Origin of the sequence: Thiohalocapsa sp. ML1 (genome assembly GCF_001469165.1) — a bacterium.
GTDB lineage: Bacteria > Pseudomonadota > Gammaproteobacteria > Chromatiales > Chromatiaceae > Thiohalocapsa.
Window position 1 is genome coordinate 54,658 of record NZ_JABX01000002.1, and the last position, 19,944, is coordinate 74,601.

A 19,944-nucleotide genomic window follows, 5' to 3' on the forward strand; every position below is an offset into this window, starting at 1 on the left:
CGCACCCGCCGTCACAATGCCAGCACAAGCAGGCGGTCGTGCACGACCCTATGCAAGCGTCCGCTTGTCGGACACTGGGAGCGGGCGTTCTGCGCTTCGGGGCGCTGCGCCGGGAGTTGGCGGCAGTGACCGCGGGCCGGGGGCGCACCGAGCGGACCCCGGAGAAAGCGATGTATGATGTCGGCATCTGATGCCACACCATGGGGGCCAGTATGCGGACCGTGATCGACCTACCGGACGAACAGATCGAGCCGCTGAAGGCTGCGGCGGCGTCCCTCGATGTGTCCCGCGCCGAGCTGATCCGGCGCGCGGTGACGGAGTACCTGCGCCGGTTCGAAGCGCCAGCGGACGACGCTGCATTCGGCATTTGGCGACAGCACGATGAGGATGGACTCGCATACCAGGAACGTGTGCGCTCGGACTGGGAGCGGTGAGAGCGCTGTTCGACACCAACATTCTGATCGACTACCTGAACGGCCTTGTCGCCGCACGCGATGAGATCCGCCGTCATGAGCGGCCCATGATCAGCGTGATCAGTTGGATGGAGGTGCTTGCAGGCACCCGCGCGGAACACGCAGCCCTGGTACGGGCGTTCCTGCGCCGCTTCGAACGCATCGGCATCGACGACAACATCGCCGAGCGCGCAGTCCAGGTTCGGCAGACGGACCGGCTCAAGCTCCCCGACGCCATCATCCGCGCCACGGCGTTGGAGCACAGCGCTTTGCTCGTGACCCGCAACACCAAGGACTTCCCGGGCGACCAGCCCGGCATCCGCGTACCCTACGTGGAGTAGGGACCTGCGCGGGCCGGTGCAGTTACTTCCATCTGCGCAGTGTTCTTCTCGTCGCGAAGCTCTGCTTCGCGACGCCTGCGCCGAAGCTCTGCTTTACCCCGCCCAGGCCGCATTGGACCCCGCGTGATCTCTCGTGCCGAGGCTCCGGCTCGGCATGCCTCTTCGCCGCTCTGCCGCCTTGTGCCGCGCACCCGCAGGCCCGCCGGACCCCGCTGCCGAGGCAGACCGCGGCACCGGTCGGAACGCTCTTTCTCTACCAGCTCGCCGGCGTCGAACTGCACCGTGTAGGCGGCCTTGCGGTTGATGCGCTGCCACAGCGCCTGGAACTCGCGCTTGTGCAGGTTGCCGTTGACCGGGTTCTGCTTCTGGCGGCGGTCGTCATCGATCTGCGGCAACTGCGCGTCGCTGAAGAGCCCGTCCATCAGGGCCAGCACCTGCTCCCCGAACGAGGCCAGCTCCGGTGGCAGCGGGGCCAAGGTGCCGGCGGCGCGCGCCTCGTGGTAGGCGGGCTGGATCTGCTTGTCGAAGTCGCAGTAGCCGTTCTGCAACAGCCAGAACTGGATCTGCGTCGCCATGCGGGCAGTCACGGGGACCTCGCCGGCGTCGGTGCGGAGCAGCTTGCCGATAAAGTAGTCGTCATCCGCCAGCCGCGGCCGCGCCGACAGGGTCTCGCCGATGTCGCGCTGCAACCCGGCCACGAAGTCCTGATAGCTTTCGCTGGCGACGACGGTCAGCACGTTGATGGCGTGCACCGTGGTCGGATCATCCAGGCGCTCGCCAGCCTGATTGACCGCGAGCCGCAGCCCGCGACCCACCTCCTGCCGGCGCGACACGGTGCTGTCGCTGTGCTTCAGTGTGCAAATAACGAAGACGTTCGGGTTGTCCCAGCCCTCGCGCAGCGCCGAGTGCGAAAAGATGAAGCGCACCGGCTCGTCGAAGGACAACAGCCGCTCCTTGTCCTTCAGGATCAGGTCATAGGCGCCGGCGTCGTCCGTCTCCGTCGAGCGCGCGGCAAGACTGGGGTCCACCAGCCGCTTGGTCTTCTTGTCGATGGAGAAGTAGCCGTTGTGGGTCTTGGTGATGTCGATGCCGCGCAACCATTGCTGATAGGTCCCGTGTCGGCTCCCGGCGGGCGCATCCTCCAGGTCCAGCTCCAGCACCTCGTTCTGCTGCCGCTCGTACTCCTCCTCGAAGGCCTGTGCGTACTCGCCCGGCAGCTCGCCCGCATCGCCGTACTGCCGGTACTTGGCCACCTCGTCGATGAAGAACAGCGTCAGCACCTTGACGCCCTGGTGGAACAGCGCGCGCTCCTTCTGGAAATGCGCGCGGATGGCCTCCCGAATCTGGATACGGCGTAGCGCGGCCTCGCTCAGGTCGCCGCTCGCCTGGCCGACGCCGAGCTCGCGCCCGTTGACGAAGCTGATGCGGTCCAGACGCGCATCGATGTCGGCGACCACAAAGCCGTCCTTGTAGGCATCGAGCCCGCTGGAGAGGTCGAACAGGTTGTCGTTGCGGCCCACCTTGCGGACCTCGCGCCGAATCCCGGAGCCCTTGCGCACCTGGATCTCCAGCCGCGCCACGGGCGGGCGCTTGGCCGAGACCTCGATGTCTTCCAGGAAGAGATAGGCCTGGGTGCCGGGCAGCCCACGCACGGCAATGCTGCGGACGCTGATGCGCTTGACCAGCTTCTGGTTGTAGGCATCCAAGGCGTCCAGCCGGTGGACGCAATTGTGCCTTGGACACCGGCAATTGCGCCGCCCGCTGCACGACCTGGAGGTTGGCCAGCAGCGCCCCCGGCTCGAGCTCGATGTCGTGGTTGCGAAAACCCGCGTCGTCGAGCAGCGAGCGCTGCCGGTGCCGGCCGCCGTCCGCGGCCTGCTCCGCGGCATCAGTCCGCCCCGGGTCGATCCGATACCGAACCCCCGTCACCCGCGGCTGGCCGGCAAAGCAGTCCGCGACTGCTTCTACGGCCGCGGTCTGGTAGGGCTGATGCTTGAGCTTGAGCTTCATGGGTGCTGTGCCTTTTCTGCATGTTGGCTCAGTCTTGCCCGTCCTCGAACAACGTGCGCATCCAAGCCACAAACCGCCTGCCAAGCGCCGAGTCATGACGGAGTGTCGCCATCTTGATGGCCGTACCGAAGGGCTGGCCTGGCTGGCGTTGCCACGCCAGCCAAGTGTGGCCTGAGCCTTGATCAGGTCCTTGGTCGCAAATGGGGCGCCAGCCGCCTTTGCCTCCGTTGCGCAGCGTGTCGACAGGGGCCAACAGGCATCCTGCTCGGGAATCAGCAACGACAGGAAGTCCTCCAATTTCCCGGGATTCTCGTTGTCGGGCATGATCCACACGCCGACGCGCCTTCCGTCGTCGGCCTCGATAACCGTGCCGTCGGCGGATGGCCGCAGAGGCGGGCAGAATCCCGAATCCCTGATGCGCCCGCATACGGCCGCCCAGCGATTCGCCGGGTTCAAGTCCGCATCCAGCACGATGCCGACCCGCCGGTACGAGCGAACGGCGATCCTCAGCGCATCGAGTGCCTCGGCATCGCTGCCGGCATTGTCGACGAACGGATAGTGAGCTTGCGGGTTGTCCCAGTCCCAGCCGTGCCTCGCCATGAGCTGGATGATCGACCATTTATCGTCGATGCCCTCGACGATCAGCCGATGCGATGACTCCGGCCTGATTCTAAGCCGATTCACCCGCGCACCTCGACGTGATGGCGGGCCGCTATCTCGATATCCTCGGCGCTGTAGCGCACCGCGCTTGGGGCATCCTTGTCGATGCGGTGCACCGATACGTCCTGCGCCAGCTCCGGGTGCTCGGTTTGCAGCCACGCCAGCGCGCGAATGCAGTCCCCGCTGTGGGTGGTCGCGAACACCTGCACACCGAGCCTGCGGCTGGCCTCGATGATGAAGCGCCACATCGACTCCATGGTGCTGTAGTGCAGGCCGGTGTCGATCTCGTCGATCAGCAGCACGCCGCCCTGCGCCTGCGCCATGCAGATCGCCAGGCCGAGCAGCCGCTTGATGCCGTCGCCCAAGCTGCCAAGCGGCAACCGTCCGCGGGCATCCTTGAGCTTGATGAGCACAGTCGTGTTTAGGCCTTCGCCGGTGAAGACCAGGCGCTCGAAGCTGGGCTCAATGATCCGCATTGCGTCGTACACGCCATCTTCCTCCGGCGTCAGCGCGATGAATCCCTCCCAGATCTGAGAAAGGACCGCAAGCGTCGCCCCAGCTGTACCGAGATACAGAGCGCCCCCCTTTTCGCGTGGCCTTTGCAGATCGGCCACATTGGGCCGGTCCAGGGACCACTGTCGAGCCATGCCCGAAGGCATAGGCTGTGCCCAGTGGGAAAACTCGGTATGACCGAAGGGGATATTGAAGATCCCTTTTGGCGTAACAGGAAGCTGCGGGGGACGTTCGGTTTCCAGTGGGCTGTTCAACTCCAAAAGGAATGCGGCCTCAAACCCGAGTGCTTCGGCCAACGCGTTGCGGGCCACATCCGCCGTTGAGGTGCGCGCTGCCTTGAGCGAGACTGCACTGGCCGCACCATCGCGCTCTGCGAGAATCTCCAACGAGCTCCCCGCGTCGATACGGTGCCCATGAAACAGATGCGACAGCTCGATCTCGAGCCGTGGCTCCTGGTGGGTAGACTGCTGAATGTAATACTCGTCTCGACGAATAGGGCTGTTGAGTAAGGCGCCGAGCGGCCCACCGAGGGCCAAAATCTCTACCGCATCCAGCACGCAAGTCTTGCCGGCGTTGTTTCGGCCGACCAGCAGGTTCAGCCGCGTCAAATCGGGAATCCCGAAAGACTTAAACGCGCGGAAACCCCGGATTTCCAGTGATTCAATCATTGCTGTCGAAATGGACACGTAAAGGCTCCTGCGTCAGTCCGGCGCCGAGCTGAAGTGCCTCAGCCGGTCCAGGGGCTTGAGACCGCAGTCCAGGTAAGGCTCGGCCCGGTCAGCGGTTGGGCGCATCGTCCACGCCGGGCGGGAGTCGCAACCTGCGCTCGCTGCGCCAGATCCGCACCACCCGTACTTGGCCGGGGTCATGGCGGTAGACGATGCGAAAGGGCAGATGGATCAGCTCGCGCAGAAACGGCTGTTGGAACTCGGGGACGACACGGCCTGAGTCCGGGTGGTCCGTGAGCTGTTCGATATGCGTGAGGATGTCTGCCACGAGCCGGGTGCCGACATCCGCTACGCCTTCTTCCGCGTACCAAGCGCGGATGCCGCGCAGGTCGCGCAGGGCGGAGCCGGATAGGGTGACCTTGGCTTTGGGCATCCTGTGCACGCTCGGGGCCGGCGCGGGGCGTTGCAGTCAATCGATGCCGAGGTCCGACTTGACTTCGGCCAGTGTAACCTCGCGGCCGGCTTCGAGATCGGCGAGGCCCGCAACCACGGCGCGCATAAACTCGCGCTCCTCGGCTGCGTGCTCGTAGGCGGCGACGGACTGGAGCACCGCGACACCGCGCCCGCGGCTGGTGAGCAGAACGGGACGATGCGCCTCGGCGCTGTGGCGTATCACCCGACCCGGGTTGATCTTGAGGTCGCTCAGCGGCACCACGTCTTCGGAGAAGCGAACGGTCATGCGTTGTCCTCGTTGATCGGATTGGGCGAAGAATAGCACCTGTTGCGGGTGCTCTGAACCGCGCTCGCAAGCGCGCATGCCCGCCAATACGATCCGTGCGAGGTGTCAGCGCACGGCCAATCGCAGCATCACCAGCAGAACAGCCAGCGCGGCGGGCAGCGGCCAGAGCGGGTCGGCGAAGACGCCGAGCATCGCCGAGTCGATGACGCACCACGCGAGCGGGAGCGGCAGCAGCAGCCAGGCGCGCGCTGCCGGGAGCAGCGCGACCAGGGCCAGGGTCGCCAGCGCCGTTGGCGTCGGTGCCGTGCCGAACCAGCCGAGCGTGCCGACGGGCTGCCCGGCCAGTGCCTGCGCCAACGGCAGTGCGAACAACGCCAGGGCCAGCAGCCAGGCGGCGAGGGCGGGCCGGCGCCGCGGCTCGCCTACTTCCCGCAGCGGCAGCAGTGCGGACAGCAGGAGCAGCGCCCCTTCCGCCGCGAAACCTAGCGCGAGCCAGTGCGCGGCCCACAGCAGCTCGCCGAGCGCCCGGAACAGAAAGGCCCAGGCGACCCATAGCCAGCCGGCGGCAAGCAACGCCTGCGCCGCGCGCAGCCGCCACGCGGCGGTGCCCGCGGCGAGCCAGAGCAGCAGCACGCCGGCGCCGATGCCGGCCAGCACCGCCGGCAGGTGCGCTTGGTTGTAGCGCGCAATGAGCCCGAGCCAGGTGTCCCGCGAGAAGGGCACTAGGTCCGCCGGGCTGTAGAGCGTCAGCCAGTCCATCGGCGGGCGCCCCGCTCAGAGCCGCGCAAAGTCCTGCACGATACGCTCGCGCAGCGCCGTGTCCGGCAGCGGGCCCCGCGCGGCGGCCATGTTCTCCTGCATGTGGTCCACGCGGCTGGTGGCCGGGATGGCGCAGGTGACGGCCGGGTGGGACACGATGAAGGTCAAGAGCGCCTGCGGCCAGGTGTCGCAGCCGATCTCGCGCCCCCAGCCGGGCAGCGGCTTGCCCGCCGCGCGCTCGGGCAGCTCTCCGCCGCGATATGGGCGGTTGGCGATGACGGCGATGCCGCGCTCGCTGGCAATCGGCAACAAGCGCTGCTCAACTTCGCGGTCCACGACGTTGTAGGTGAGCTGCACGAAGTCGATGGGCTGCTGCTCCATGATCCGCGCCAGCTCCCGGTGCCGGCGGCCGTGGGAGGTGGTGATGCCGATGTAGCGCACCTCGCCCGCGGCGCGCATCGCCTGCAGCGTGTCGAGGTGCGCCTCCCAAGCCAGCAGGTTGTGGATCTGCAGCAGGTCGAAGCGCGGCAGGCCCCAGAGGCTTCGGGAGGTCTCGATCTCGGCGGGCCCGGCGGCGCCGTCGTTGGTCCAGACCTTGGTGGCGGAGAAAAGCCCCTGCTGCCCCGCGTCCGGCGGCAGCGTCTGCCCGAGCACCGCCTCCGCGGAGCCGTACATCGGGGAGGCGTCGATCATGCCGCCGCCGGCCGCGAAGAAGGCGTCGAGGATCTGCCGGCGCACCGCGCGCGCGGCGGGGTCAGCACCGACGTTGAAGGTGATCCAGGTGCCCATGCCAATGGCCGGCAACTGCTCGCCGGCGCCGGGGATGGGCTTGGAGAGCGGGCCGGTAGCGGTGCTAGCCGCTTGCGCCGCGGCCGCGCCGGGCAGCGCAGCGGCAGCGATGAGGCCGGCGCCGGCTTGCAGCAGCCGGCGGCGATGGGGGTCGAAGCAGGGGGTGCTCATGCCTGGTTCGTCGCGTGTCGATTGGCACCGTGCGGCTTGAGACAACAGCGGGCGGCGGGGGTGCCCGCCCGGGCGCCAGGGCCGCAAGGACGCTGACTCACTCCCGCGCCGGCACGTAGCGCCGGCCGAGCCGCTCGGCGAGCGCCCAGAGCCGGGCATCCACCGCCGCGGCTTGTCGGGTACGCAGCAGCGTGCCGAGCGCCTCGCGCTGCTCGGCGAGCACCCCGAGCAGGTCCGCGCGCATCTCCTCGCGAAAGCGCGCCTCGTCGATCTCGATCATCGCCTTGTCCACGGCCAGCCAGGCGGCGGCGCCGGCGCCGATGCCGCAGAGCACGGCCCAGGGGCCGCTCGGTGCGCACAGGGCCGTGGCGCCGAGCGCGGAGGCCGCGGACGCGCCGCCCTTCTTCGCCGCCGCCTTGCCGGCGAGCGCGACGGCGGCCTTGAAGCTCTGCTTCGCGCCGAGCTTGGCGGCGACCGCGCCTACCATCTGCTTCGAGACCAGCTTGGCGGTCACCGCCCCGGCGGCGGCGCCGGCCGCGGCGGCGCTGCCAGCACGGCCGAGGTCGCGCCCGAGCGCGGCCGGGTCGGCGAAGGCGCCGGCGAGTCCCGTCGCGCCGAGCAATTCCACCGTGCAGTCGTTCTGTTCCGCGGCGCTGCCGAGCCGCGCGCCTAAGCCGCCCGCGAGCGCGGCCATCTGCCTGTCCGCGTCGGTGTCGAGCGACGCGAAGGTGGCATCGAGCCAGGCCTCGAAGTCCGTGTCCGCGAACAGCCGCTGTTCCAATTGCCCGGCCATGAACGCGCCCATGTCGCTGACAGCGACGGCGGCGAGGCGCTGGTACTCACCGACCACGGTGAAGTACCAGTCGAGGTAGGCATCGACGCCCTGCTCCGCGCGCGCGAAGTAGTCATCCAAGGCGGCGTCGATGTGCCGGTCCGCGGAGGCCAGCGCGTCGGCGCGGGCGACGCCGAGCCGCGCATCCAGCTCGCCGGATAGGGCTGCGAGCGCCGGGTCCGCACGGCAGGGGTTGGTCCAGGCGACGACGGTCTCGGCCTGCTCGGCCAGCGCCGCAGGGTCGAAGTGGCGGAGCTTGTGCGCGGCGTACAGATAGGGCACCGCGAGCACGAGGATGGTGTAGATGAAGGCGGTCGAGACGGTGGCGCCCGCGCCCGGCGTAGCGCCCGCGGTGGCGAGCCGGCGCTGCTCCACCAGCGCCAGCGTGCCGAGCAAGAGGCTCGTGAACAGCCACGCGAACAGGCCCGTCTGCAACAGCAAGAGCGCCCAGGCGGCGAGCTTGAGCATCGGCTCCGGCAGGCTCGGGATCACCAACAGCGACGCATGCCAGGCCAGCGCATCCGCTGCCGCCAGGGCGCCCAAGCCCCAGCCGGCGGGCGGGCAGGCAGCCACCGCGGACGCGTCCCGGAAGGCCGCCTCGGCGACGTCGTGCCAGGCCTGCCCGCGGCTGTCCGGCCCACCCAGCACCGCGAAATCGAGCACCAGAAAGGCCGCCGCGAGCAGCGCCAGGTTGAGCAGCATCAGCGGCCAGCGCCGGGCGACGGTGCCGACCTTGTCCGCCTGCAGCTCGGTGCCGAGCCAGCGCTGCACCGGGCCGATCAGCAGCGACAGGAGCAGCACGTCGAGCGCGAGCAGGAGCCAGTGCTCCGGCCCGAGCAGCGCGGTCAGCACCAGCAGCAGCGCGGCGAACAGCACCGCCGGCACGGTCGCAAGCGCCTGCACCAGCCAGCCGCGCACGAGCAGGCGCCGCAGCCCGCTCTCGGCGCGCGTCACGCCGCTGAGCCAGAGCCGTCGCGCAAACAGCGCGTTGCCCGCCCAGTAGGCCCACAGCAGCCAGGCCACCGGCACCAGCAGCGGCAACAGCACCCAGCAGGGCAGCCGGGTGAGGCCGAGCGCGGCGACGTAGAGGAGGCCCGCGGCGAGTGCGAGCGGCAGCAGACGGCGCAGCGGGGTGTCAGCCTGCATCGCGGTGTCCACGGGCTCGCCGGGTCAGCCGGCGCCGGGCGGCACCGTCACCAGGGGATCGGCTCCCCGTGGCGGAAGAAGCCGCCGCTCGGGCCGTTGTCGGGCAGCGTCGCCGCCCAGACGATGCCGCGCGCGCCCGCGGCGACGCTCAACGTCGCGTTGGGGCCGCCCATGTCGGTCTGCACCCAGCCGGGACAGACCGAGTTGATCTTGACGCCGGCGCCCTGGAGCTCGTCGGCAAAGATGCGCGTGACGGCGTTCAGCGCCACCTTGGAGAGCCGATAGCCGGGGCAGCAGCCGTTCATGTCGCTGAGCTGGCCCATGCCGGAGGAGACGTTGACGACGCGCCCGTGCCCCGCCATGAGCGGGATGAGCTGCTGACAGAGCTTGAGCGCCGCGAGCGTGTTGGTCTCGAAGGCGGTGCGGATGGTTTCCAGCTCCGCCTCAAAGATGCTCGCGGCGGGCGTCCCGGGGCTCGGGTCCGGAAAGATGCCGGCATTGTTCACGAGCACGTCGAGCCGCCCGTAGTCGCGCACGAGCAGATCCTTGAGCGTGCGGATCGACTCCGCCGCCGTCACGTCGAGCGGCGCAAAGCGCACATCGGCGCCCTCGGCCGCGAGCTGCTCCGCGGCGCCGCGGCCGTCCGCCTCGCGCCGCGCCGTTAGCACCACGCGATGGCCCATGGCCGCGAGCTGGCGGGCGGTCTCCAGGCCGAGCCCGCGGTAGGCTCCGGTGACGACGGCGACAGGGGAAGAGCTGGTCATGGTTACCTCACCGGGAATGCTTTGTAAGCCTTACGAAACAGCGGAACGCGACGGCCCAGCCACCGCGTTCGGGAGCCGAGGGCCAAGGGCCAAGGCGGCTTCCTCGGCCCTCGGCCCTCCCTAATGCCGCCACTCGCCACCGTCGTCATCGCCGGCGTCGTGCCAGTCGCCGCCCGGCGCGTCGCCAAGGGGCTCGGAGATCTTGTGGGTCTCGTCGATCCAGTCGCCCAAGTCGATCAGCCGGCAGCGCTCGCTGCAAAAGGGGCGGTACTTGGACTCCGGCCCCCAGGGGACCGGGCGCTGGCAGTTGGGGCATTTAACGATGGTGGTCATGACTGCGGCTGGTTGTGGGCCGCGCATCGGGCCTGGTCGATGCGCATCTGCGGCCGTTGCGGTGCCATGGCGGGCAGTCTCAACCGACGGGAGCGGCAGATCAAGCGGGCTGCCGTGCGCCCCGCGCCGACTTCAATGGGGACCTGCCGATGGCGACCCAACGCGACGGCAGCGGGTGCCGAGGTGCCGGCGCCGCGGTGCTAGACTACCCGGCTGATTCCAGACCGCCGGCACGCCGGGCCGTTCTTGCTCGGATGGCGGCGGCAACGGCAACCGTTCAAACCGTTCAGCAAAGAGCAGCAGAGGTCAGCATGGCCGGTCACAGCAAATGGGCCAACATCAAGCATCGCAAGGCAGCGCAGGACAAGAAGCGCGGCAAGGTCTGGACCAAGCTGATTCGCGAGGTCACCATCGCCGCGCGTGAGGGCGGCGGCAGCGACCCGGGCGCCAACCCGCGCCTGCGGCTCGCAATGGACAAGGCCTTCGCGCAGAACATGCCGCGCGACACCGTCGAGCGTGCCATCAAGCGCGGCGCCGGCGCCGAGGACGGCGACAACTACGAGGAGATCCGCTACGAGGGCTACGGCCCCGGCGGCGTCGCCATTATGGTCGACTGCATGACCGACAACCGCAATCGCACCGCCGCCGAGGTGCGCCACGCCTTCACCAAGCTCGGCGGCAACTTGGGCACCGACGGCTCCGTGGCCTACCTGTTTACGAAGCAGGGCATCATCAGCTTCCAGCCCGGCACCGACGAGGACAAGGTCATGGAGGCCGCGCTGGAGGCCGGCGCCGAGGACATCGTCGTCAACGACGACGGCTCGCTCGACGTCATCACCGCCCCTGACGACTTCAGCACCATCTGCGACCGGCTCACCGCCGCCGGCTTCGACACCAGCGTGTCCGAGGTCACCTTCAACGCCGCCACCAGCGCCGAGCTGGACCGGGACACGGCCGAGAAGCTGCTCAAGATGGTCGACATGCTGGAAGACCTGGACGACGTGCAGGAGGTCTACCACAACGCCGACATCGCCGACGAGATCATGGCGGAGCTGGACGCTTAGTGCTTGAGGCGCAGACTGCGCAGCGCGCACCTCTTACTCCGTACTCCGTACTCCGTACTTCTTCCCAAATGCCGCCGAGTCCGCCACTGCGCCACCGCATCCTCGGCATCGACCCGGGCTCGCGCAATACGGGCTACGCAGTCATCGACAGCGACGGCCGCCACAGTCGCGCCGTCGCCAGCGGCTGCATCCGCGTCGGTCAGGAGCCATGGCCCGACCGGCTCGGGCTCATCTTCGACCGCGTCGCCGAGCTGGTCGCCGAGCACAAGCCGAACGAGATGGCCGTCGAGCAGCTCATCTTCGCCCGCGACCCGACGGCGGCGCTCAAGATCGGCCAAGCCCGCGGTGCCGTGCTCTGCGCCGGGCTCAAGGGCGGCGTGATCGTGCACGAGTACAGCCCCAAGTCCGTCAAGCTCGCCGTCGTCGGCAGCGGCGGCGCCGACAAGGCCCAGGTGCAGCACATGGTGCGCATCCTGCTGAGCCTGCCCGCGACGCCCGGCGAGGACGAGGCCGACGCGCTCGCCATCGCGCTCTGCCACGCGCATTCCATGGGCATCCCGCAGCGCAAGCGCGCCGCGGCAAGCTGGCGGGACTTTCGCCCCTGAGCCGACGACAGCCGCCACCGGCGGCGCGGCCGGCTCGCTGTTCGCCAACGAGCGCACCACCGGCGTCGCATCGACGCTGGCGGCAGCACGGGATGCTGCCATGGGCCGCTCGGCCGGCGCTCAGGTGTGGTGGGGACCACCGGGTTGGGCAACGGCCTCGGCCGTCTCGCCCGCCAGCCCGGGCTCGGCCGCGGCGATGTCGCCGAGAGAGACGACGCCCACCAGGCGCTTATTGCGGTCGAGCACCGGCATGCGGCGCACCCGCTGATCGGACATCGACTGGGCGACCTGCCCCAGGTCCTCGTCTTCGAAGCAATACTTCACGTCCTGCGTCATGACGTCCTTCACCAAGGTATCCGGTCCTTTGCCCGCCGCCACGGCCCGGACGGCGATATCGCGGTCGGTAATGCTGCCGACGAGCTTGTCGTTGTCGCCGACGGGCATGAAACCGGCGTCGATGTCCGCCATCAGGCGCGCGACCTCTTTGATGCTCTGGTCCGGGGTCGCAACCCGGACGTCTCGACTCATCTGTTGGCTAACCTGCATCTCTGTGCTCCCCTTCGGTTGGGCGCCGGGGGATCCGGCGCGGTCGGTTGCGGCTGGCTCGCGATGGGTCCGATTGCGGGCCGCGCCGCGGTCCCCCAGGGGGCAGCAAGAAGGATGCCCCGGGGGCATGCTTGACGGCGCCAACTGCGTGTTGCGTCAAGTTTCACGACGACAGGGCGTTTGGAGGCAGAAGGGCCGAGGGCCAAGGGCCGAGGGGGTCCTCCTTGGCCCTTGGCCCTTGGCCCTCGGCATGCGCCACAGGATCGATCCAGCCATCGGCGCCCGGCATCGGATCGCTGCCGACCGGGGCATTTCCCGGCCGTGCGGGGCTATTGCGCCGCCCGTCGCCGTGCCAGCATCGGCTCCCGCAGTCGAGCTTGGAGAAAGATTCAGCGAGCCGCACGGGTCGTAATGAAGAGTCAAAGACAACCGGTACACTCCTCAAACGGGTCAGCGCGGCGGCACCCGACGGCTGGGCCATCGCTATCGCGAGCGACGATGAGCGACATCGCACGACAGAGGTATCTTGCACTGCGACGTCGCTTGAGCCAGATGCGCTTAAGGGTGAAATTTCGATCCCGATTTCGATCCCGATCCCGATCCCGATTTCGATTTCGACGGAGGGGCGGCTGAACGAAAGCAGCGGCGATGAGGCTGCATCCGATGCTTGCACATTGGTCTTGGCGACGCCGCAAGCGCCTTGCCGAGCGCGCTGCGCGGCCGGCGCCCCGGCCGGCGCCGAGCCGAGATCAACCCGAGGAACCCGCCATGACCCGCCGACTGCTCATCATCGAGGACGACGCTGCCCTCAGTGAGATGCTCGCGCTGCACTTCGAGGATCTGGACTTCGCGGTGACCCGCTCGGCGCGTGCCGCGGCCGGGCTGGAGCAGGCGCGCGCGGGGCGCTTCGACCTGATCCTGCTCGACCAGCAGCTCCCGGACGGGCTCGGCAGTGAGCAGATCGGCCCGCTGCTTGCCACCGACCCGCAATTGCCGATCCTGATGATGACCGGCAAGCACGACCTGGAGCTGGCCATTGAGGCCATCCAGAACGGCGCCGCGGACTTCGTGCACAAGCCCATCGACACGCGGGACCTAACGGCGACCGTGGAGCGCCTGCTGCGCGAGCGCGCGGCGGTGGGCGAGGTCGGCGCGACGACGCAGGCCGCGCCGACAGAGGAGCCCGCGCGGGATCTCATCGGGCGCAGCGGCGCCATGCTCGCCGTCAGCAAGGCCATTGCGCAGAGCGCCCGCAGCCAGGCGACGGTGCTGATCAGCGGCGAGTCCGGCACCGGCAAGGAGGTGGTCGCGCGGCTGCTCCACCAGCACAGCGGCCGCGCCGGGCCCTTCGTGGCCGTCAACTGTGCCGCCATTGTCGACACGCTGCTGGAGAGCGAGCTGTTCGGGCACGAGAAGGGCGCCTTCACCGGCGCGCACGCCCGCACGCAGGGGCGCTTCGAGCAGGCCGCGGGCGGCACGCTGTTTCTGGACGAGATCGGCGAGCTGGCGCCCGCGCTGCAAGCCAAGCTGCTGCGCGTGCTGCAAGAGCGCGTGTTCGAGCGCGTCGGCGGCGGCGAGCCCATCGGCACCGACGCGCGCATCGTCGCCGCGACCAACCGCGACCTGCTCGCGGAGGCCGCCGCGGGGCGCTTTCGCCAAGACCTGGTCTACCGGCTCCGGGTGTTCGAGATCCGCATGCCACCGCTGCGCGAGCGGCGCGAGGACATCCCGCTACTCGCGACCGGGCTCCTCGCGCGCATCGCCGTGCGCCTCGGGCGGCCCTGCCCGAGCCTCACCGCCGCGGCGCTGCAACGCCTCGGCGAGCACGACTGGCCCGGCAACGTGCGCGAGCTGGAGAACGCGCTGAGCCAAGCGCTGCTGCAGGCGCGCCACGGCGTCATCACGCCGGAGATGCTCCCGCTCGGCGGCAGCACGCCGGTCGCCGGCGGCGGCGCGGGCGATGCATCAGCGCCATCGGCAGACCTGCGTAGCCTGGACGAGGTGTCCGCCGCGCACATCCAGCGCGTGCTCGATCACACCGACGGCCATAAGGGGCACGCCTGCGAGATCCTCGACATCTCGCGCCCGGCGCTCGACCGCAAGATCGAGAAGTACCAGCTACGCGTGCCCAAGCGCTGACGGCGCCAGCCGCAGCGGTCGGCACGGCGCTCAAGCCGGCAGGCGCGGCAGCTCCACCTCGACGCTGGTGCCCTGCTCCGCGCTGGAGTGAATCGCGAGCCGCCCGCCATGCTGCTCCACCAGCCGGCGCACGATGGCGAGTCCGAGCCCGGTGCCGCTCTGCTTGGTGCTGAGGAAGGGCTCGGTTAGGCGCGGCAGCAGCGCGGGCGGGATCGGCTCGCCGCCGTTGTGCACCGCGAGCCGCACCTCCCCGGCGCCCGCCGGCCCAGCCGTCGCGCCGATGTGCCAGGTCACGACGCTGCCCGCGGGCGCCGCCTCGCAGGCGTTGTCCGTGAGGTTGGTCAGGATCTGGCGCAGCCGGTCCGGGTCCGCCATCACCCGCACCTCGGCGGGCGGGTGCTCCAGCCGGATCAGGCACGCCGGATGCTGCTCGCGCGCCGCCGCGATCTGCTCTTCGAGCAGCGGACCAAGCGCCAGCGGGCGCGGGTCCAGGCTCAGCGGCTTGGCGTAGAGCAGGATGTCCGACAAGAGCCGGCGCATGCGCTCCGCCTCACCCAGGGCCAGGTCTACGCGGCGCTGCACGCGCGGCGCCTGCTCCTGCCCCGCCAGAAACCCAAGCGCCATCGACACCGTGGTCAGCGGCGTGCGCAGCTCATGCACGATGCCAGAGGCAAACTCGCCGATGGCCGCGAGCCGCGCCTGCTCCGCGAGCCGCGCCGTGCGCGCGACGCCCTGGGTCAGCAGTTGCGCGATGTTGCCGAGCAGCCGCCGACGCGCGTCGCCGAAGCCCTCCGGGTCGCGCGTGGCGAACACCACCACCGCCGGGATCGGCGTCTGCGTCTGCGGCGTCAGCGGCAGGAAGATCGCATCGCGCATGCCGTGGCCGATGAGATGGCGCAGCAGCTCGAAGGCGGGATTTTCGCTGCCGCGTTTGACCATGTCCTCGACGTAGAGCGGCGTCGCGTCGGCCAGCACGCGCTCCAACAGCGTGCCCTGCAGCCGGTACAGTCGCCGGTCGCCGGGCTGCGAGGCGCCATCGAGCCAGCTCGTCTCGACCCTCGCGCTGGCGCGGCGCTCGTCGATGAACACGAGACCGCTCCAGTCGCAGCCCAGCAGCGGCCGGAACTCGGTGTTGAGCAGCCCCATGAGCTGGTCTAAGTCCTGGCCCTGCTGGAGCGCGTGGATCAGCCGATAGAGTAGGTCGAGCCGCTCCGAGAGCCGGTTGAAGCTCGCGCTCAGGTCTTGCAGCTCCGTGGTGCCGGCGACCGGGAGCCGGTGGCTGAAATCGCCGTCGGCGACGCGCTGGAAGCCCGCCGTCGTGCGCCTGAGCGGCGCCAACACCTTCCAGTGCACCAGGGCGAGCAACAGCGCGGCGATCCATAAGGTTGCGATGCCGACGGCGACGGTGCCGTGGGTCATCACCTCGTACTCCCGCTCGGCCCAATCGCGCAGCGCCCGGGCGAACGCCTCCACCGCGGCGTTGAGCCCGTTGTGAGCGTCGATCACGTGCTCCGCGCCCCACTCCAGGCGCGGCTCGTCCGTGTCCTCGCCGAGCGCGGCGAACAGGTCCGCGCGCCAGTCCTCCCAGGTGCGCTCCAGCGCGGCGACGGACGCCTGCGCCTCGGCCCCCAGGTGCGGCTGCAGCCAGGCCGGCAAGCGCATCGGCATGGTGTCGCGAAAATCGCCGCTCATGAAGGCGCCGACGACGGCATCGATGGTGCGCACCTGCGCCATCAGGTCCTGGTAATACAGGCGCACATCGCGGTAGTAGGTCGGATAGTCGCGCGGGGCGTTCTGCCAATAGTTCATCGCCTGCGCGTGCAACTGCTCGACGGTCAGCTCCAACTGCGCGGCACGGTCCACCAGCTCCGTCGAGCCGAGCTGGCGCTGGAAGGCGCCGAGGGCGTACAGACCGGCGGCGGCCAGCAGCAGCCCGAGCGCGAGATAGGCCGCGGCGACCTGAACGCTCAGACTCGCAAGATGCCGGGAGAGGGACATGGGCGATGGCAGGCGGGGACATCCGGGGAAAGGACAGCAGCGCCGAGCGCTGCCCGACCAAGTCTAGCCCCTGACGCGTTCCGCGGTCGGCCCTTGAGCCGCCCGGCGCGTCATCCCCGCGGAACAAGCAGTTGGCCGGTCGCCCACCCGGTGGTGACTGACGAGACGGGGCGATCGCTTGTCCTGTTCGGATGCACGCCACGCCGGATACCTTGACCCGAACCGGGTCTCTGCCTAGCCTTGCTGGGCCGTCACCTGTCGCCGCGCTGACGACCTTTCGCAGAACCCCGTATACGACCGGCATCGCTGCGGCGCCCGCTTCCCTCACTGATCGGAGTCACCATGTCCCTCAAGCTGTGCAACCTCGCCGGGCTCGCCGCCGGTACGACCTTAGCCCTGGCCGCAGCCGGCGCGGCGCTCGCCGACCCGGTGGAGGAGCAGGTGCTCGAAGGGCTGAAACTGTACAAGGCCGGCGAGCTGGGCGCCGCCGTGACCGAGCTGGAATTCGCCATCAGCGACATCCGCAAGGCCATGTCCGGCAAGCTCAGCGACACCTTCCCGCCGGCACCGGCAGGCTGGACCGCCGCCGAGGCTGAGTCCTCCGCCGAGGCGGGCGCCGCTGCCGCCATGTTCGGCGGCATGATGGGCACCATGCTCGAGCGCACCTACAACCAGACCAACGGCGACGGCACCATGACGGCCCAGCTCATGATCGATAACCCCATGGTCCAGGGCATGGCCGCGCTGATCAACAACCCCATGCTCATGGGCGCGCAGCCCGGTGTCGAGCGCCTGCGCATCGGGCGCGAGACGGGCATGCTCAAATGGGAGCCGGACAGCGGCACCGCCGAAGCCACGCTGCTGCTCGATGGGCGCATCCTGATGCAGGTGTCCGGCGAGAATCTCGAATCCGCCGACACCGCCGCCGACCTGCTCACGGCCTGGGACATCGACGCCGTGCGCGAGCGCACCGCGCGCTGACGCGGCGCGGCGATCGGATTTACCCGCGGGCGACGCGCTGCCCCGAGGCAGCGGCAGCGCCCTCGCCGCAGCGCGGCCCCTGCTCGGGGTCCGCCGCGGCCGACGCCTCCGGCAGCGTCAGGATCATGTGCTGATCGACGCTGTGCTGCCGGAGCGTGCCGGCCTTCACGAGCTTGCCGATGCGCATGTAAAGCCCGGATATACTGACGCCGTCGTCGGCGCCGAAGTGCCGCTCCTTGAGCGCCCGCGCGAGGTCGCTGCGCGACATCGCGCCGTTGGCGAGCAGGGCGCTGCTCAAGGGCGCAAGGACGGCTTCCTCGGGCTCCAGCCTAGGCCTAGGTCCGGGCCTCGGCACGCGCGTCGCCGGCATCGCGGCGGCTGCTTCTGACTCTGGCGCCACCGGCGGTCGTCCCTTGGCGCTCAGCACGTAATCGCTGCACCCCGGGTCCATGCGGAGCGACAGGGACGCGTCCGTCGCAACCGCGGCCTTGAGGAAATCGCTGAAGCGCTTGAAGCCGAGCCTGCTCTCGTCGAAGCCCGTCTCGATCTGTCGCATCGTGACCTTGATCCGAGAGCTTTGCGCGCCGTTCCCTTTGGCGGCGAGCATCGCCAGTGCCCGGTGCAGCAGGCGCATGGCGGTGCCCGGCACCTTGGTGGCGGCGGCGGCGGCCTGCGTGGGCGTCGGCTGGGGCGCGGTCTTGGGCTTGGTCTGTGCCTTGGGTGTGGCTTTGGGCTCGGGCGCTGGCGTCGGCGCTGCGGGCTGCAAAGGCGCGACCCGCAGCAGCTCATCCGCGTGCACCGCCAGGAGACCGCTCATGGTGGCCTCCACGGACGCGATGATGACGCGTTTGCCGTGCTCGCGCAGCTTCACCAGCAGCGGCGTGAAGTCGCTGTCGCCGGTTGCGATGACGAAGCCGTGGATATGCGGCAACGACAGCGCGATCTCGACAGCGTCCACCACCAGCCTAATGTCGGCAGCGTTCTTGCGCGGCTTGCCGTGCGCGGGCAGCTCGATCAGCTCGATGCCGAGCGCCGCCAGCTCCGGCTTGCGCGCCGCGAATCGGCCCCAGTCGGCGTAGGCGCGCTTGATCAACGGCCGCCCGCGCGCACCGGCCGCGGCAAGGAGCCCGCCGATGTCCAGGCGCGGGTCGGCGCCGACGTTCTCGAAGTCGATGAGGAGGGCCAGATTCGGCCGTGCAGGCTCCATGGGGTGCTCGCTGCGGCGCGGTGGCGGTGCCCAAGGCACCGGCAGCGCGCCGCCGCGGGTCCGCTCAGCTCAGTGCTGCGGGCTCGGCTGCGCCGGCTCCGACACCGACGGAATCACGGTCCGCCCGGCGGTGTCCGGCAACCGCGGCATCGCGATCTCCGGAAACGCGCCGGTGAGGGCGCCCAGGAAGGCGACGAGGTCGGCCGCCTGCGCGTCGGTGAGGTCGCGGCCGAGCTGCGTCTTCGCCATCACGCGCACGGCCTCGTCGAGCGTCGGCACGGCGCCGTTGTGGAAGTACGGCGCGGTCAGCGCGATGTTGCGCAGCGTCGGCACCCGCCACAGGTGCTTGTCGGCCTCGCTGCCGGTGGCCGCGAACCGGCCGGTGTCCGCGGTGAGGTCGTACTCGGCCTCGTAGGGGCTGCCGGGGATGGTCGGGAACTTCTGGTAGAAGCCCGTCCCCATCGGTAGCGCGGGGCCGTTGAAGTTGGCCCCCGAGTGGCAGGCGGTGCAGCCGACCTCGGCGAAGGTCACCAGGCCGCGCACCTGATCCTCCGTCATCGCCTTGTGCTCGCCCTTGATGAAGCGGTCGTAAGGGCTGTTCGGCGTAATCAGCGTGCGCTCGAAGGCCGCGACGGCGCGGGCCGCGTTGTTCGCCGTGACCGGGCTCGGGTCATCCGGGAAGGCGGCCTCGAACAGCGGGATGTAGCCGTCGATCTGCCGTAAGCGCGCCATGGCCGCGTCCAGGCTCGCCATGCCCATCTCGACCGGGTTCACCACCGGGCCCTTGGCCTGATCCTCCAGCGTCGCGGCGCGGCCGTCCCAGAACTGCACCGTGTGGAAGGCGGCGTTCCAGACCGTCGGTGCGCTGCGGCTGCCGCGGGCGTCATGAAAGCCGATGGAATTCGGCCGGTTGTCGTCGCCGCCGGCCATCAGGTTGTGGCAGGAATTGCAGGAAATGTTGCCGTCCGCCGAGAAGCGCGGGTCGAAGTAGAGCGCCTTGCCCAGCTCGATCTTCGCCGGGCTCTGCGGGTTGTCGGCGGGGATCGGCGGCGTGTCGGGCAGCGCCTCCCAGCGCGCGCCGACGGCAACAGAGGCCGACAGCGCGGCGGCAACGGCGAGCAGCGCGCCAGTGATCAGGACCGGGGTGCGAGCGGACATCGGGACTCTCCTTGCGGGTTCGGGCTCGGGACGAGGGTCGCGTCGCCGGCCGGCTTGGGTGCCTACCGG

20 protein-coding genes and 1 pseudogene are annotated in these 19,944 nt (G+C 69.8%); 6 read left to right on the top strand and 15 right to left on the bottom strand.

Annotation, left to right across the window (positions count from 1 at the left end):
* Positions 1–212 precede the first annotated feature (212 nt).
* Positions 213–434 carry a CopG family transcriptional regulator gene (locus ML01_RS01540; RefSeq protein ID WP_058553637.1) on the top strand — a complete coding sequence of 74 codons (222 nt, stop codon included), beginning with the start codon at positions 213–215 and terminating at the stop codon, positions 432–434.
* On the top strand, positions 431–793 hold the full coding sequence (locus ML01_RS01545; RefSeq protein WP_058553638.1) for a type II toxin-antitoxin system VapC family toxin: 363 nt from the start codon (positions 431–433) through the stop codon (positions 791–793). The genes ML01_RS01540 and ML01_RS01545 overlap by 4 nt, the downstream gene beginning before the upstream one ends.
* Here the strand turns inward: ML01_RS01545 and ML01_RS01550 are convergent.
* From ML01_RS01550 to ML01_RS01590, 11 genes and pseudogenes are all read right to left on the bottom strand, one after another.
* Entirely contained in the window at positions 781–2,499 is a 1,719-nt protein-coding gene (locus ML01_RS01550; RefSeq protein ID WP_058553639.1) for a hypothetical protein, read from the bottom strand. The two genes, ML01_RS01545 and ML01_RS01550, sit on opposite strands and share 13 nt — an antisense overlap.
* Positions 2,500–2,831: 332 nt before the next feature.
* Entirely contained in the window at positions 2,832–3,056 is a 225-nt protein-coding gene (locus tag ML01_RS31220) for a DUF3226 domain-containing protein (RefSeq protein WP_371258171.1), read from the bottom strand.
* Positions 2,987–3,487: pseudogene (locus ML01_RS31225) on the bottom strand (DUF3226 domain-containing protein); the annotation flags it as partial. The pseudogene ML01_RS31225 and the gene ML01_RS31220, both read right to left, overlap by 70 nt.
* Positions 3,484–4,662, bottom strand: coding sequence for an ATP/GTP-binding protein (locus tag ML01_RS01555; RefSeq protein ID WP_156427499.1), 1,179 nt, complete (start codon positions 4,660–4,662; stop codon positions 3,484–3,486). The gene ML01_RS01555 and the pseudogene ML01_RS31225, both read right to left, overlap by 4 nt.
* A 91-nt stretch (positions 4,663–4,753) precedes the next feature.
* On the bottom strand, positions 4,754–5,077 hold the full coding sequence (locus ML01_RS01560) for a type II toxin-antitoxin system RelE/ParE family toxin (protein ID WP_058553641.1): 324 nt from the start codon (positions 5,075–5,077) through the stop codon (positions 4,754–4,756).
* A 36-nt stretch (positions 5,078–5,113) separates the two neighbouring features.
* Complete coding sequence (locus ML01_RS01565; RefSeq protein WP_058553642.1) at positions 5,114–5,383, bottom strand: type II toxin-antitoxin system Phd/YefM family antitoxin; 270 nt, start codon at positions 5,381–5,383, stop codon at positions 5,114–5,116.
* Between the two features lie 105 nt (positions 5,384–5,488).
* Complete coding sequence (locus ML01_RS01570; protein WP_058553643.1) at positions 5,489–6,142, bottom strand: DUF6064 family protein; 654 nt, start codon at positions 6,140–6,142, stop codon at positions 5,489–5,491.
* A gap of 15 nt (positions 6,143–6,157) precedes the next feature.
* Positions 6,158–7,102, bottom strand: coding sequence for an aldo/keto reductase (locus tag ML01_RS01575; RefSeq protein ID WP_082673847.1), 945 nt, complete (start codon positions 7,100–7,102; stop codon positions 6,158–6,160).
* Positions 7,103–7,199: 97 nt separating this feature from the next.
* Positions 7,200–9,080 (bottom strand): hypothetical protein, encoded by a 1,881-nt coding sequence (locus ML01_RS28285; RefSeq protein ID WP_156427500.1) that lies wholly within the window; start codon positions 9,078–9,080, stop codon positions 7,200–7,202.
* 47 nt (positions 9,081–9,127) lie between these two features.
* On the bottom strand, positions 9,128–9,844 hold the full coding sequence (locus ML01_RS01585) for an SDR family oxidoreductase (protein WP_058553645.1): 717 nt from the start codon (positions 9,842–9,844) through the stop codon (positions 9,128–9,130).
* Positions 9,845–9,964: 120 nt separating this feature from the next.
* Positions 9,965–10,177, bottom strand: a complete 213-nt coding sequence (locus ML01_RS01590) for a DNA gyrase inhibitor YacG (protein WP_058553646.1) — start codon at positions 10,175–10,177, stop codon at positions 9,965–9,967.
* A gap of 311 nt (positions 10,178–10,488) precedes the next feature.
* On the opposite strand from ML01_RS01590, the gene ML01_RS01595 reads away from it, so the two are divergent.
* A complete protein-coding gene (locus ML01_RS01595; protein WP_058553647.1) occupies positions 10,489–11,241 on the top strand; it encodes a YebC/PmpR family DNA-binding transcriptional regulator in 753 nt (250 codons plus the stop codon).
* 68 nt (positions 11,242–11,309) lie between these two features.
* On the top strand, positions 11,310–11,846 hold the full coding sequence (ruvC, locus tag ML01_RS01600; RefSeq protein ID WP_058553648.1) for a crossover junction endodeoxyribonuclease RuvC: 537 nt from the start codon (positions 11,310–11,312) through the stop codon (positions 11,844–11,846).
* A gap of 120 nt (positions 11,847–11,966) precedes the next feature.
* On the opposite strand, the gene ML01_RS01605 is transcribed toward ruvC, so the two are convergent.
* Positions 11,967–12,392 (bottom strand): CBS domain-containing protein, encoded by a 426-nt coding sequence (locus ML01_RS01605; protein ID WP_058553649.1) that lies wholly within the window; start codon positions 12,390–12,392, stop codon positions 11,967–11,969.
* A 768-nt stretch (positions 12,393–13,160) separates the two neighbouring features.
* Here ML01_RS01605 and ML01_RS01610 point away from each other — a divergent pair.
* Positions 13,161–14,531, top strand: a complete 1,371-nt coding sequence (locus tag ML01_RS01610; protein ID WP_058553650.1) for a sigma-54 dependent transcriptional regulator — start codon at positions 13,161–13,163, stop codon at positions 14,529–14,531.
* Positions 14,532–14,561: 30 nt separating this feature from the next.
* On the opposite strand, the gene ML01_RS01615 is transcribed toward ML01_RS01610, so the two are convergent.
* Positions 14,562–16,529, bottom strand: a complete 1,968-nt coding sequence (locus ML01_RS01615) for an ATP-binding protein (protein ID WP_058553651.1) — start codon at positions 16,527–16,529, stop codon at positions 14,562–14,564.
* 342 nt (positions 16,530–16,871) lie between these two features.
* Between ML01_RS01615 and ML01_RS01620 the strand changes: the two genes are divergently transcribed.
* Complete coding sequence (locus ML01_RS01620) at positions 16,872–17,510, top strand: hypothetical protein (protein WP_058553652.1); 639 nt, start codon at positions 16,872–16,874, stop codon at positions 17,508–17,510.
* A gap of 19 nt (positions 17,511–17,529) precedes the next feature.
* On the opposite strand, the gene ML01_RS01625 is transcribed toward ML01_RS01620, so the two are convergent.
* Positions 17,530–18,717, bottom strand: coding sequence for an NYN domain-containing protein (locus tag ML01_RS01625; RefSeq protein WP_058553653.1), 1,188 nt, complete (start codon positions 18,715–18,717; stop codon positions 17,530–17,532).
* Positions 18,718–18,786: 69 nt separating this feature from the next.
* Entirely contained in the window at positions 18,787–19,875 is a 1,089-nt protein-coding gene (locus ML01_RS01630) for a cytochrome-c peroxidase (protein WP_058553654.1), read from the bottom strand.
* Positions 19,876–19,944 lie beyond the last annotated feature (69 nt).